Source organism: Labilibaculum manganireducens, assembly GCF_963665805.2.
Lineage (GTDB): Bacteria > Bacteroidota > Bacteroidia > Bacteroidales > Marinifilaceae > Labilibaculum > Labilibaculum manganireducens.
On the sequence record NZ_CAXXEE010000003.1, the window covers coordinates 3933065 to 3947493 of the forward strand.

A 14429-nucleotide genomic window follows, 5' to 3' on the forward strand; every position below is an offset into this window, starting at 1 on the left:
GCGATTTAAAAAGGATATCCAATTCCAATATTAAAGGTAAGTTGACTAAATTTAAACGGACGGTGAGCAATAATCCACCTTTCCCCAACTCCTAAAGAAGGATCGTGTAATTTTAAACCTAAATCAATACGGAAAAGAATAAAATTCAAATCAACACGAGTTCCAAAGCCTGTTCCTAAGGCAATTTCTTTATAAAACCTGTCAAATTTAAAATCAGCTCCAACACGATCATCTTTTTTCGAGATTGCCCAAATATTACCGGCATCTACAAATAGGGCTCCTTCCAAAACCCAGAATAATTTAAAACGATATTCCAAATTGGCTTCAAGTTTTAAATCTGCCGAATTGTTTGGATAAATTGCTGCATCATCTGAAGAATATGAGCCCGGACCTAATGAACGTACTTGCCAAGCTCTTATACCATTTGCTCCACCTGAAAAATAACTCTTCTCAAATGGTAATACCTCTAAGTTTCCATAAGGCAAACCCGCCCCAAGAAAAACCCGATAAACCATTGTATTAGCTTTATTGATGTGATGACTAAACCGATATTCAATATCACTCTTTAAATACTGGGCAAATCGAATTCCAATAAAATCATAATAGGTACCTTCTATATTCCCCGAATCGTTGTAGTCATTTCTTTCAGTTTTCCCAATCAACCTATTAATAGCTTTAAGGCTATTTCCTGCCGACTCAAAATTAAATCTGAGGTAATTATAATCCCCAGGCATATTAATGTTCTGATCATTATATATCAATGAATACCTACTGGTAGTAATTACGTGATCTGTAAATGAATTTTTAATGTATAAATTACTTATTGATCCCAGAAAATCTTCACTTAAGTTTTTAACGTCAACAAAATTCAACTCTACCAGATTAAGTGTGTGTTGTAAGTATTTTGAAGACTTCCAGACATAACCAAAACTAGCATCGGCAATAGTTCGGGTATAATCAGGTCGTTCCTGAAAATTATACGACAAAGAAAATACTGTTTTAGGATTGTAAGATTTTCTGAATTTCTCGGCAGTTAACAAAGGCAATAAAAATTTCGGAATGCTCAGTTTTGATTCAACTCCGTATTCCGACGAACTAAAATTTGTTTGCTCATTAGATTTTAAGGTTTCCTTCGCTGTTGAAAATTGCAGATCAAAAATTTCTGCCCCACCAAATAAATTTTTGTGCTGGTAATTTAAATTTCCAGCAAATCCAATATTCCCGGATGAATTAGTTCCTTCAAATTCGATGGAGTAAGACTGCTGATCGTGAGGAGTTAATTGAATAATGCAATTTAAACTGCCAAATTCCTCGTCATTAGATTCTAAATTTTCTTCAAATTTCACATTTAGAAACTTAAACTGACCTAAAGATTGCAGGCGGCTGTATGTTTGTTCTACTGATTTTAGATTGTAGAGTTCATTTTTACGAATCAATATAGAAGATAAGATTACGTCCGGCTTAATTTTAATCTTTTTCCTATAAATAAAATCAACTCCCTCATATTGAATGGTATCCAAATCCATTAAATACTTCTCATCATTCATCAACATCAACTTAGGATCGTACTCGGTAAATATTGATACTTTGTTGATTCTGTATTTTTTAACGGCTTTACTATCTTCAGGTGTTTTAACCCCAACAAAAACATCCATTTTGCTGGCTTTATTAGTACTATCCATAATAAAATGAATGTACTCTCTGGAAAAATTAAAGTACCCTTGATTCTTTAACAATTTTGAAATCCTGATCCTCTCCTTATTCAAAACGTCAGAATCCACTTTATCTCCTAACCGAACATCTGAATTACTTTTATCGGAAACAATATATTTACGAATTAGAGTGGAATCAGACATCTCTCCCTTCTCCTGAAAAGGGGAAAGAAAATTATAAGGAAGTTCGTTTATTTCCCGATAAACATTCCGATAACGATAAGGTTCTTTTGATTTTATAAAGTAATATACTTTAGCTTTTTTTCTTTTAAAGCTTACAGAATCCCTAACTTCGGCATTGAAGTAGCCTTTTTTCTGCAAATAAATCTCCAATTGCCGCAGAGACCGCTTTGTTTGAAAATCCTCATAAATAACCGGTTCCTCACCAATTCTTCTTAACCATTTGTTAAATCCTTTCTCTTTATCCTTACCGGATAAATTATATAACCCCAAGTGGAATTTCCAAACACCTAAAATCTTTAAATTAGGAGTTTGCTTTACATTGCGCTTTAATTCATTTGCTGGAATAGACTTATCGTCAGAATTAACAACAACCTTATTCAATAGATATTCACCTTCACCAACATATTTTGTAGTAGAACAAGCACCTAATAATAAAAGCAGGCCTGCCAAAAAAAATAAAATAGGGAAATTATAACTACTTTTGTATTTCTCGTATGATTTCAAATATAATAACAGTATTATTCGGTTTAAAATACGACAAAGATACTTAACTTCAATGATATATTCTTGGCTTTAACAGCCTTTAAATGATAATTTTTCAAAATAAAAACCGTGCTATCCAAAAATCAAATCAAACTGATAACCAGCCTTCAACAGAAAAAATACAGGGATCAGCATCAGCTTTTCGTAGCAGAAGGAAATAAATTAGTATCAGATCTTGTTGAGGCGAAAACCGAAGTTGAATTTCTTATTTACACCAAAGAATGGAAAGAATGTAATTCTATTTACAACAAAGCAAAAATCAACAAAGCAAAAATCAACAATCGCATTGAAACAGATGCGACTCAAATAAAAAAAATCAGCTCTTTAAAAACTCCATCAACGGTAGTTGCTGTTTTTAAAATCCCATCTCAACTTATAAACGAAACAGTCATTCAGGATTCATTGTCTTTGGTTCTTGATGATGTTCAGGATCCCGGAAATTTGGGTACCATAATAAGAATAGCCGACTGGTTTGGTATAAAGCACATATTCTGTTCTCGCAACACCGTCGATCTTTACAATTCAAAAGTGATTCAAGCTACCATGGGAGCCATTTCAAATGTAAATATCATCTATACAGATCTTGAAAAATTAATTTTGAAATATAAAACACCTGATTTCCCTGTTTACGGTACCTTTCTTGAAGGAGAAATCATCTACAATTGTCAACTTCAGAAAAAGGGATTTATCATTATGGGAAATGAAGGAAAAGGTGTTTCTGAAACGATTCAAAAGTTAGTAACCAACAAACTCTACATTCCTGATTTCCCAAATGGACAAGCCACTTCAGAGTCTCTTAACGTATCAGTTGCGGCCTCTATTATTTGTTCAGAATTCAGGAGACAAGAATTCTAGTTATTTATTCGGATTTTGATATCTGTCGAATGCATCGGCACATTGCTCTCCGTCCATTGCTGCAGATACGATTCCTCCGGCATAACCAGCACCTTCGCCACAAGGAAACAAGCCTTCAATTCGGATGTGCTGAAAACTTTCTCTTTCTCTGGGAATTCGCACAGGTGATGATGTTCTTGACTCTACACCCAAAATTACGGCCTCATTAGTCAGAAAACCTTTGGACTTTTGCCCAAACACTTTAAATCCCTCCTGCAACCGGAATCGAATATGCTCCGGCAACCACTCATGCATGGGAGAAGATACAATTCCAGGTTGATAAGACGTTTTGGGTAAAGAACTACTCTTTTTCCCATTCACAAAATCGTTCATTCGCTGAGCAGGAGCGGTTAAATTTTCGCCACCTTCAACAAATGCTCTTTCTTCCAATTCTTCCTGAAAATACAAACCCGCCAAAGCACCATATTGCTGATACTCTTTCAAATCCTGAGTGCGAATTTCAACAGCCATACCCGAATTTGCAAAAGCTGTATTTCTATTCGAAGAAGACATTCCGTTTACAACCTGTTGTCTGTCTCCTGTTGCAGCAGGAACAATTACGCCTCCCGGACACATGCAAAATGAGTACACACCCCGGTCTTCCACCTGATGGACAAAACTGTAACTTGCTGCAGGAAGATAATCACCCCGCCCTGCAGGATTGTGATATTGAATTTGATCAATCAACTCTTGCGAATGCTCAATTCGAACGCCCATTGCAAATGATTTAGCCTCTAACTCAATTCCCCGTTTGTGGAGCTTTCGATATACATCACGGGCAGAATGGCCTGTTGCCAGTATTACTCCCTCTCCAACAATTTCCTCACCACTTTCAGTAATAACACCACAAATTCGATCGCCTTCCAAAACATAATCGACCACCTTCGTTGAAAAATGTACCTGTCCACCAGCTTTTAGAATATTTTCACGTATTCGAACAATTACCTTTGGCAGAACATCAGTACCAATGTGTGGATGTGCATCAAATAAAATGTCATCCTGAGCACCATGAAAATGTAAAACGTTCAAAATTTTCTTAAGATCTCCACGCTTCTTGGAGCGAGTATACAATTTACCGTCGGAGAATGTTCCTGCTCCTCCTTCGCCAAAACTATAATTAGAGTCCGGATTTACATTTCGAGTCCGATGTAATTCTCCCAAATCTTTCTTTCTGTCCTCAACACTTTTGCCTCTTTCCAAAACAATTGGCTGATATCCCAGTTCAATTAATCGAAGAGCGGCAAACAAACCTGCGGGTCCTGCACCAACCACAATCACTTTCTTTTCACCTGCAACATTAGAATAATCGAATGCAAATTCTTCGGATTGAGGAATTCTTCCCCACAGGCAACACGAAACCGAAGATTAACTAAAATGTTTCTCCGACGTGCGTCAATCGATTTTCTCAGAATTTTTATTCCATGAATCTGCGAAACATTCACACCTAATTTTTTAGCTAAAATAGGTAGGTAATATTTTTTGTCTGAAGCATCCTTCGGACTTAATACTATATCTAATTCGGTAATCATTCTAAGAAAATATTATGAGATGAAAATCCCTATTCGAAATGAAAGGAAAGAGTAATGATTTTAGAATTCACTTTCCTAAAAGCATCGGTGTAAGCTTCATATCCCGGATTATCGATATCATATTCATGATTCATAATATCCTTTAATCCGATTGCAAATTTCAATTCAGTCGCAAGCTTAAAATAGGATAAATAAAAATCGATCCCCGCTCCCAACTCTAAATACATATCTGTGTTTTTGAGCCTCACCAGCATATCGTTTTCCGGATCTAAAGCATCCTGCGATTGCACATCAATTTTAAAACTTGCACCTCCAATTAAATAAGGACGATAATTATTCAGTCGTCTGGCTCTGTATTTTAGCAATAAAGGAAGATTTACTAATACAGATTCAACATTAACCTCTTCCACATCCAGATTAGAATATCTTATGGTTCGCTGTCCAAATTCCAAGCCAGGCAAAAATCGCAGAGACCAATCTTCGTGCAAACGCAAATCAGAAACAATTCCAACCGTAAAGCCCGGAGAGAAAACAACCTGTTCTGCACGGGCATCACCTTTCCCGGAATTATATATCGCAAAATCCATGCTGTTCACACCCAAAGTAAACCCAAAATGCAACCATTTCTGATCTATTTTTTGATAGTTTAAAATGCTCTCGGCTTTATATCCTCTCTGTGAAAAACAGGATAAAAAGCTAAGCAATAACAACAGTATAAATAGTATTCTTTTCAAATTTCGGAATGCTTTTAAGTATAAACCTACAAAATACTCTTTTATTGTACTGGTTTGGTTCCAATGTAAATAGAGGCAATTCCAAAACTCAACTTTATTTGCTCAACATCAACAAAACCACAGGATTTATATATTTCCAGAAAATTCTCTCCATCAGGAAAAGCTCCTACAGATTCCGGTAAGTAGGTATATGCTGAACTGTCCTTAGAAACCATTTTACCCCAGAAAGGAAGTATATTAAAAAAGTAAAAATTGTAAAATTGTTTTACCGGAAAATTTTTAGGTTTTGAAAATTCAAGAACAACCACTTTTCCTCCCGGACGCACAACACGATTCATTTCTTGTAATCCTTTTTCTAAATTCTCGAAATTACGAACACCAAAAGCTACAGTTATTGCATCGAATGAGTTATCATCAAACTTAATATTTTCTGAATCTCCTTCAAATAATTCTATTTTATCCTGAAGATTTTTCTTGGCAATCTTCTCCCGGCCTACCGCAAGCATTTCAGTTGAAATATCAATTCCTGTCACTTTATCAGGATTTAATTTCAAACAAGCCAAGGCAAAATCGCCCGTTCCTGTTGCAATATCCAAAAGTTGCCTGGGTTGAATGGATTGTAATAATTTAACAGCTTTCCTTCTCCAAAGCTTATCAATTCCCATGGATAAAAAATGATTCAAAAAATCATATTTCCTTGCAATATTATTAAACATCAGGGCAACCTGATCTTTTTTGCTTTTATCTAAATCTTTATAGGGATTTACCACGAATAAAAAAATCTAATGATTAAAATGTACAGTCCGCAGACCAATTTAATTATAAAGGCACAAATATAGTGAATGAAAAACAAAGAACCATTACTTGATTCTTTGTTAAAAAGTTAAACACTCATATTGTTCTAAAAACTCACTTAATTGCTTTTTGTTGATATCCTTTTTTATATTCGTCAATGGAACCATATGAAATATCATCAATTCTTAACTCCCCCTTGGTAACATGACCCAAAGTAGAAAACCGAACTCCACTTTCCATCATCATGTCCACAAAACGATCTTCGTTTTCCATAGAAACTGAAACGACCACCCGCCCTTGGGCTTCCCCAAACAAGAATGCATCCTGACGTATTTCAGCAGGAGAGGTAATATCAAAACCAAATCCTAATGGCATAGATGATTCTATTAAATTAAAGAAAAGGCCACCTCTTTCAACGGAATGAGCAGAGCTAATCAATTTCTTCTCAATTAAATTGGCAACAGTCCTATTAATAGCTTTCTCTTCATCAAGATTGAAGTAAGGAACACCAACATTACACTTCTTATGAATTGAGCACAAGTATTCAGAACCTGAAATATCATTTCGGGATTCCCCAACCAAAAAAATCACATCACCCTTATTTCTGTACATATACGACATGTGATTCGTCTTCGGGCTAATAACACCAAGCATACCAATTATTGGGGTTGGATTTATGGCAACCCGTTTTCCAAGCACCGAGCTTTCATTATAAAAACTCACATTTCCTCCGACAACCGGAGTGTCGAAAAATTCGCTGGCATTGGAAATTCCTTTAATGGTTTCCACAAATTGTGAAAAAACATTTTCTTCTAAAGGGCTGCCAAAATTCAAACAATCGTTAAGTGCCAAAGGCTTTCCCCCCGAACAAACAATACGTCGAACTGCTCTGGCAATATTAATTTGCGCACCCAAATTTGGATTATTGAATGAATAAACTGAATTACCTGATACTGTAAAACAAAGAGCTTTACCATTTGAATTCTTCATTGATATCTGAGCATCGGAAGGCGACTGGTTTGTTTCCTCTTCAAAATCAAGTTGTAAAGACTCCTTAATTATCAAATTTGGATTATTGACCATTTGATTAATCACCTTCCAGTAATTATCAGGTTCAGGAACAATCTCTAAAAAATCAACATCTTTTTCTTTGAGGATAGGATGATGCTTTCTATTTGATTGAGGAGCGCCATATCCCATCACTAAATCATGTGCATTTAATTCCGCCACTACATTTGAAGCCTCAGTAAATCGAATCGTTTTATCATCAGTTATTTCTCCTATTTTACCACATGGAATCCTGGCTTTCTCAAATACACTAAAAACTAAATCCTGCTTATCTTTATCAATAACCAGCATCATTCTTTCTTGCGTTCTTGATAAAAGAACTTGTTCCAAACCTAATCCTGGCTGATTAAGAGGTATTTGATTTAGATCAATATCTACACCATGTTTTGCATGTACACTTATAGACGCTACAGCATTAACGATGCCGGCCATATCTAAATTCTCGATACGAACAATTGCATTTTCATCATTCAGTTTAAGAATACTGTCAATTAATACACTTCCAATATCGGGATTCCCTTTTGGGATTGTGAAATTTTCATCCTGACCAAAAACGCCTTCTGCACCAGTCGAATTACCAACAATCAGAATCAACTGGCCCGGAATCATTTTCCTGTTAAGCAGTAATTTTTCCTTTGGAACAATTCCAGCAACCAGAATATTAACAAGAGGATTTGTATCATAGCAGGAATTAAAACAAACCTCTCCTCCCATTTTTTCCATATAAAGAACGGAGGAATAATCACGAATACCCTTCACCACCTCATCCATTAACCATTTGGTTCGATCCAAAGAAGCTTCACCAAAACGCAGTGAATTTAAAATAACTATCGGTTTTGCCCCAACGGATACGATATCACGACAAACATCACCTACACAGGTTGCTGCTCCTTGATAAGGATCTATTCCACTGGGATGATTGTGTGTTCCCATTTTAAAAACACAATATTCCCCGTTTCCAATATCAACAACCCCGGCATTGGACTGGCGAGCTCCGGAGATAATATTTGCTCCTGTATTTGGTAATGAATTTATCCAATTAAAAGAACTCTTGTAAGAAACATTTTCGGACCACATTACAGAATAAATCTGTAATTCCAATAAATTAGGTAGTCGTCCAAGATTTTTAGAAATCCTTTCAAATCCCTCTTGGTTAATTCCCAAATCTTCTGCTAATTGTATCGAAACGTCCTGATTTATCATGGTGAAAGAGTTTAGGTGATAATATTTAAAATTAAAAAAAATAAGATAGTAACACGAATAATCCCAGTAGTTTTTAACTTTACTACCTCGATAAAAATCATAAGATATTCTGAAGTGAAATCTGAATAAATTTTCAAATACAATGAACAAAATTGCATTTATAACAGGAGCGACTGCAGGCATTGGCGAAGCTTGTGCTAAAAAATTAGCCAAAATAGGATTTGACTTAATTATTTCGGGACGACGAAAAGAAAATCTGGAAAAATTAAAACAAGAAATAATTGCAGATTACCATGTAAAGATTTTAGCAATTGAATTGGATGTAAGAAATCAAAAAGAAGTTGAATCAAAAATAAACTCTCTGCCTAAGGAATGGATTAAAATTGATTTGCTGTTAAACAATGCAGGATTAGCGGTTGGTGTATCTCCTGTTCAGGAAGGAATAATTGACGATTGGGAAAGAATGATTGATACCAATTTAAAAGGCCTTCTATACGTAACAAGAACAATTAGCCCTTTAATGATTGAGAGAAAAAAAGGACAAATTATTAACATTACTTCAATAGCTGGAAAAGAAGTTTACCCGGGTGGAAATGTGTATTGCGCGACAAAACATGCGGTTGATGCCATCACAAAAGGAATGAGAATTGATTTACTGCCTCACAATATTAAGGTTTCTTCTATTGCTCCGGGAATGGTTGAAACAGAGTTTTCACTGGTGCGGTTTAAAGGTGATTCGGAAAAAGCAGAACAGGTATATAATGGATTTACACCTCTTTATGCCGAAGATATTGCCGAAACAGTTGAGTTTATTGCCACCAGACCAGCTCACGTCAACATCAATGATATTTTGATAATGCCTGCTAACCAGGCCTCTGCAAGAGATGTTAACAGAGCCTAGAGAATACAGGTTTATTATTGGGTTTTGGATATTTCTTCAGATTCAATAATCCACCTGCCTAAAATATTTTTTTTAGAATTTTGATGAATTGTCTTCGCCAGCTGATCTCCGGTAACGGCTGCAATTCTTTTCAATTTACCTACAAAAAGAAAATTCAAATTTCGGCTGATCCATGCAGCAAATGCTTCGAAAGGCCGAAATTCTTTTCTATTTCCGTAAATCACTGATGGACGATAAATAACTACTGTTTCGAAATTCAGTGAATTAATAAAACATTCAAGCTCCCCCTTCACCTTTTGATAAAAGAAAATGGATTGAGGGCTTGCCCATATTGCACTTACTAAATGAAACTCTTTTATGCAATGCATCTCACAAAGTTTTGCAAAATGCGTAATGTACTCAAAGTCTACTTTTCGAAAATTATCCTTCGATTGAGCTTTTCGAATGGTTGTTCCAAAACAACAGAAAGCAATATCGCAGCACTCAGGAATATTTCCAGATGAAAGAGCTTCAAAATCTACCTTAATTTGGATAAATTTTTCATCAACAAGGTCAATCTCACTTCGTACCAATGCACAAACCTGAGTATAATCGCTGTCCTTTACCAGAAGTTCAATTAATTTCCTTCCTGTAAAACCCGATCCTCCAATGACGAGTGCTTTCATTTGTCTGAATTTGTTTTTTATTGCCATATAGCCTGTACCGAACTTGTTTCGGGAGAACTCGCCAGCTTAGTCATCCTCGTGTGTGAGAAAAGTCTTCTCATGGCTCGTTTCATCTGTTTATTTTATGTCCATATGATCCCGAAAGTCGGGATTACCATGCTGGAATAGTCATCTTCCTGTTTGTAAAATACTTTATGCATGGACATTCATAAAATGTTTTTTCAGTGGCTATAATCTCAATAATCCGTTCTGTTTCAACTCCCATAAAGGAATTTTAATCTCTGCAGGTCCACACACATAATCTCCTAGTGAGCTATCTGAAAAAGAAAATATAAAACCATCATTCTGATATGAGAAAAATTCGAAATCAGGTGTAACAGAAGGAATTTCACTAAAACACTGATCGGGATTCTCAAAATATTTAACCAGCAATTTATTTAACACTTGTAATTCCTTCTTCTGTTTTAAATACAATAAATCGTTTAATTTTAATTGTTCTGCTCGCTGCACACTAAAATTAAAACACTTGTAATAAGTTCGGCCATGAGCTCCACCTTGGTAGGAGTAAATTGTAAATCGGGCACTTATATAATCTTTGTCAAAAACATCCAGATTGTAGTCAATTTTTAATTCCCTGCCACAAGATTTTCGCTCTAATTTAAACTCACAATTCTCATTGCAATCCATTTCTTTCACAAGTGAATTTACAAAACTCTTAATATTTGAATTAATTGAATCGCATACCTTCCGGGAATTAGTGCCGCTGTATTTTAATTCTGGATATTTCACATTAAATAGTCCGTCTTTTATTCTCTTGGAGATTTTCCTTTCATGCACAATAAGACTAAGATCATTTCTACAGGAATGAATCTCAATGACACATATAAGTATCAACAATGCAAATAACAGGTTCCCTCTTTTTCTCAAATCCCAACTATTCAATTCATATAATTAAGGTACACCTTTTATCCTAAAAACAAAAACACAGCTCAATTTCATCATCTTACGCAACATGAATAATTGTTCCTAAAAGGTATTAAAAAAAGAAAAACCGTCTCTCTTGACGGTTTTTCAATTCAAAGCAACTCTAAAGAACTAAATCAATGCTTTTATTTTTTCCAGCAAAAGCTCTTTTCTTATTGGCTTTGAAATATAATCATCACAACCTTCCTCTATTGCTTTATTTTCGTCGCCGTCCATAGCATAAGCTGTTTGTGCAATTATTGGCAGGCTAGGACTAAAGCCCTTAATTTTTTTGGTAGCAATTAGTCCATCCATTACAGGCATTCGTATATCCATCAGCACCAAACAGATATTAGGATTTTGCCTGCATATTTCAACAGCTTCTTCTCCATTCTCGGCTCTTACAACCTCATAACTATTTCGTTTTAATATGGCTTCTATTAGTTTGAAATTCGAAATTTCATCTTCGGCAACTAATATTAATGGTGAATTTGATGTTTGCATACCATTTGTATTATTAAATTCTTTCTTAGTATCGGTTTTAGAAATTACACAATTTAATCTTAAAGTAAAAACTGATCCTACATTAGGCTCCGATTCGACCTCTATTGAACCGCCTAACATATCCATTGTTTTTTTGCAAATAGCTAATCCCAGACCAGTTCCTCCAAAAGTTCTCGTGATGGAATCATCAGCTTGTCTAAACCGATCAAAAATCACATTTTTTTTATCTTCATTAATTCCAACGCCACTATCCTTTACATATATACATAATTCCTCACCTTCAACCTTATATCCAAACTCAACATATCCTTCGTTTGTGAATTTAAAGGCATTCTTTATTAAATTAGTTACAACCTGCAACAATCTCTGATAATCCGATTTAACCAATACTCTGGAAAAATTCTCATCTTTTTTAAATTGTAATCCCAAACGCTCTTTATTCTCCTGAACTCGTTTTTCCTTAGAAATTTTCTTAACATCCTCAATAAAATTGAACATGAAAAATTCTTCTTCGTTAATTTGAAAAGCTTCACTTTCTATAGAAGTAAAGCTTAAAATATCTTCTATAATGCCTAAAAGTTGATTGCCACTCTTATTTATTAAACCGACAAATTCAAGAATTTCAGTCATTGATAATGAATCATCACATAAATTGGAAAATCCGATCACAGCATTTAGCGGAGTTCTTAATTCATGAGACATATTTGCTAAAAATACAGATTTTAGCCGATCTGATTCTTCAGCTTTATTTTTTGATTCAAGCAACTCCTTCTCAAAATGTTTCGCATCCGTAATATCCTCTTTTACTGCAACAATATGAGTGATTGTACCAAATTCATCTTTTATGGCAGAAAGATTGGCTCTTTCCCAAAACAATTCTTTATTTTTTTTTACATTCAAAAATTCACCCTGCCACTCATCACCAGACAAAACACTATTCCACAAATCTTTATACGTTTTATCAGGAGTAATACCCGACTTAAGAATTCTGGGATTTCTGCCTATTACTTCTTTCAAACTGTAACCTGTAATATCACAAAACTTTGGATTAACATATTCTATGTCCCCTTTTAAATCAGTAATAACAATAGATGCAGGACTCTGCTGCATGGAGCGTTGCAGTATCCTTAATTTGCTATCCTTTGTTTTTTTTATTACTCCTGCAGCTAGCTGAACCGAAAGAAATTCAAGTAATTTTATGCTCTCCGAATTCATTTCTGAATCTTCAACAAAACCAACAACTCCAAAAACACCTAACATCCTCTCCTCAGCAATAAGAGGAATACCTAGCCAACTCTTTGGAGTTATTTCTAAAGATAGTCTATTTGAAATAATTGCATCATTTATTTGATTATCATTCAAATAAAGCATTCTTTTTTCTCGAATTACAGCACTGCTTAACGACTCTGAATAACGAATAGTTTTAAAGGCTTCATCATTTTCAGTAAAAGAGTTCAGAGACCGCCTGTTAGAGGCAATCAGTTCCAGAAATAATCTTCCTGCTCCAACAATCTGCACTAATTCTTCTCCTATTTTACTAATCATCTCTACAGAATTCATAGAAGAATTCAGAATTTCTGAGATATGATAGATGATCTGCTGGCTTTTTTGATTCCAAACCTGTTGAGTCAAATTTCGGTAAATTCCATAAACAGCAAGCTGATCGTTATCCAAAACAATAGGTTTTCCCATTACCTGTACATGAATCTGCTTTCCTGTTTTGGTTTGACGAATAGTTGTCATGTCAACCAGTTGCCCAACAGAAGCATCTTTTGTAGCACTGGCTCCTTCGTCTTTATACCTTTCAGGAACAATCAGATCATTTATCTTTTGGGATATAATCTCCTCCTGTGTATACTCAAACAAACGAAGAAATTCCTGATTTGCCTGAATTACCTTATCTTCATTATCTAAAATAACGATTGACTCCGGAGAGTTCTCAAATAAATTTTCAAAGAACGTTTTTTGAACCCGAAGTTGATTTGCTGTTTCCTGATTCTTTCTGATTTCATTCTTTAAATCATAATTCATTTCGAATTGTGAAGAAATTCCTTTTACAAAACGAATTGATTTGTAAATATTCGCTTCAATTTCTTCTCTTGATAATATTTTTAGAAGCTTCGCATCTTCTTTTTCTTCATTTGTGAGCGGAATTCCTTTTTCTATTTTTAAAGCCAAAGGATCTGTTTTTTCAATAAACTGACCATAAGCAAAATACCCTAAAACCACCTTTTTAACTTTAACAGGCACAAAAACGCCTCTGGCATGTTTCCCATAAACAAACTCAACACTCTCATCTTCTCTTACTGATTTTATTTTTTGTATATCAGCAAAAAGATTATTACTATTCCGGGTCAGTTCACTATCCAAAAGTGTAATTGCCTTACTGTTGTTACTATGAACATATCGATTCTTAAAGTCGATAAACAAACAAGGACATCCACTTAAGGACGAAAAACCATCCAAAAGAGAATCCATATTTTCAGGAATAGGAACCTCTAAAAAACAATTCAAAACACTATCAATCAATGAATTTACAGGGCAATCGAGAGAGTTAACATTCTTCAGCATAGTGAAAGTTTACATTAGTAAAATGGCAGAACACAATGCTTATACTCTGGTTTTGAAGTTTGAGTTATAAAAAACACAACTTTTTTTCACTCATTCCCGGATCATCATCTATTATTGCACAGCACTCCTAAACAATAACTAATACCTTTACAAATTATTCAATT

Annotated in this window: 11 protein-coding genes; 2 read left to right on the plus strand and 9 right to left on the minus strand. The window is 34.8% G+C overall.

Annotated features, from left to right (window positions below; translation table 11 throughout):
* Positions 1-5 precede the first annotated feature (5 nt).
* On the minus strand, positions 6-2399 hold the full coding sequence (gene tamL, locus ACHZAX_RS15185) for a translocation and assembly module lipoprotein TamL (protein WP_320019719.1): 2394 nt from the start codon (positions 2397-2399) through the stop codon (positions 6-8).
* A 108-nt stretch (positions 2400-2507) separates the two neighbouring features.
* Between tamL and ACHZAX_RS15190 the strand changes: the two genes are divergently transcribed.
* Positions 2508-3293 (plus strand): TrmH family RNA methyltransferase, encoded by a 786-nt coding sequence (locus tag ACHZAX_RS15190; RefSeq protein ID WP_320019720.1) that lies wholly within the window; start codon positions 2508-2510, stop codon positions 3291-3293.
* On the opposite strand, the gene ACHZAX_RS15195 is transcribed toward ACHZAX_RS15190, so the two are convergent.
* The 5 genes from ACHZAX_RS15195 to purL all read right to left on the minus strand — a co-directional run bounded on the left by ACHZAX_RS15195 (position 3294) and on the right by purL (position 8661).
* Positions 3294-4604, minus strand: a complete 1311-nt coding sequence (locus ACHZAX_RS15195; RefSeq protein ID WP_320019721.1) for an NAD(P)/FAD-dependent oxidoreductase — start codon at positions 4602-4604, stop codon at positions 3294-3296. It lies immediately after the preceding gene.
* A gap of 2 nt (positions 4605-4606) precedes the next feature.
* Complete coding sequence (locus ACHZAX_RS15200; protein WP_320019722.1) at positions 4607-4861, minus strand: hypothetical protein; 255 nt, start codon at positions 4859-4861, stop codon at positions 4607-4609.
* A 29-nt stretch (positions 4862-4890) separates the two neighbouring features.
* Positions 4891-5595 (minus strand): type IX secretion/gliding motility protein PorT/SprT, encoded by a 705-nt coding sequence (gene porT / locus ACHZAX_RS15205; RefSeq protein ID WP_320019723.1) that lies wholly within the window; start codon positions 5593-5595, stop codon positions 4891-4893.
* 41 nt (positions 5596-5636) lie between these two features.
* A complete protein-coding gene (ubiE, locus tag ACHZAX_RS15210) occupies positions 5637-6365 on the minus strand; it encodes a bifunctional demethylmenaquinone methyltransferase/2-methoxy-6-polyprenyl-1,4-benzoquinol methylase UbiE (protein WP_218973009.1) in 729 nt (242 codons plus the stop codon).
* A 139-nt stretch (positions 6366-6504) separates the two neighbouring features.
* Positions 6505-8661, minus strand: a complete 2157-nt coding sequence (purL, locus tag ACHZAX_RS15215) for a phosphoribosylformylglycinamidine synthase subunit PurL (RefSeq protein ID WP_320019724.1) — start codon at positions 8659-8661, stop codon at positions 6505-6507.
* Positions 8662-8803: 142 nt separating this feature from the next.
* Here purL and ACHZAX_RS15220 point away from each other — a divergent pair, with 142 nt between their 5' ends.
* Positions 8804-9562, plus strand: a complete 759-nt coding sequence (locus ACHZAX_RS15220; RefSeq protein WP_101308870.1) for an SDR family oxidoreductase — start codon at positions 8804-8806, stop codon at positions 9560-9562.
* A 14-nt stretch (positions 9563-9576) separates the two neighbouring features.
* Here ACHZAX_RS15220 and ACHZAX_RS15225 read toward each other — a convergent pair whose 3' ends face one another.
* The 3 genes from ACHZAX_RS15225 to ACHZAX_RS15235 form a co-directional block, all read right to left on the minus strand.
* On the minus strand, positions 9577-10227 hold the full coding sequence (locus ACHZAX_RS15225) for a Rossmann-fold NAD(P)-binding domain-containing protein (protein WP_320019725.1): 651 nt from the start codon (positions 10225-10227) through the stop codon (positions 9577-9579).
* Positions 10228-10455: 228 nt separating this feature from the next.
* Entirely contained in the window at positions 10456-11016 is a 561-nt protein-coding gene (locus tag ACHZAX_RS15230; protein ID WP_320019726.1) for a PdaC/SigV domain-containing protein, read from the minus strand.
* 306 nt (positions 11017-11322) lie between these two features.
* Positions 11323-14265: a PAS domain S-box protein gene (locus ACHZAX_RS15235; RefSeq protein WP_320019727.1), complete on the minus strand. Its 2943-nt coding sequence runs from the start codon at positions 14263-14265 to the stop codon at positions 11323-11325.
* Positions 14266-14429: the final 164 nt, after the last annotated feature.

Coding starts and splice junctions, on each gene's coding strand:
- ACHZAX_RS15200 (WP_320019722.1), bottom strand. CDS start 4,861: ATGATTACCGAATTAGATATAGTATTAAGTCCGAAGGATGCTTCAGAC.
- purL (WP_320019724.1), bottom strand. CDS start 8,661: ATGATAAATCAGGACGTTTCGATACAATTAGCAGAAGATTTGGGAATT.
- ACHZAX_RS15235 (WP_320019727.1), bottom strand. CDS start 14,265: ATGCTGAAGAATGTTAACTCTCTCGATTGCCCTGTAAATTCATTGATT.
- ACHZAX_RS15225 (WP_320019725.1), bottom strand. CDS start 10,227: ATGAAAGCACTCGTCATTGGAGGATCGGGTTTTACAGGAAGGAAATTA.
- ACHZAX_RS15220 (WP_101308870.1), top strand. CDS start 8,804: ATGAACAAAATTGCATTTATAACAGGAGCGACTGCAGGCATTGGCGAA.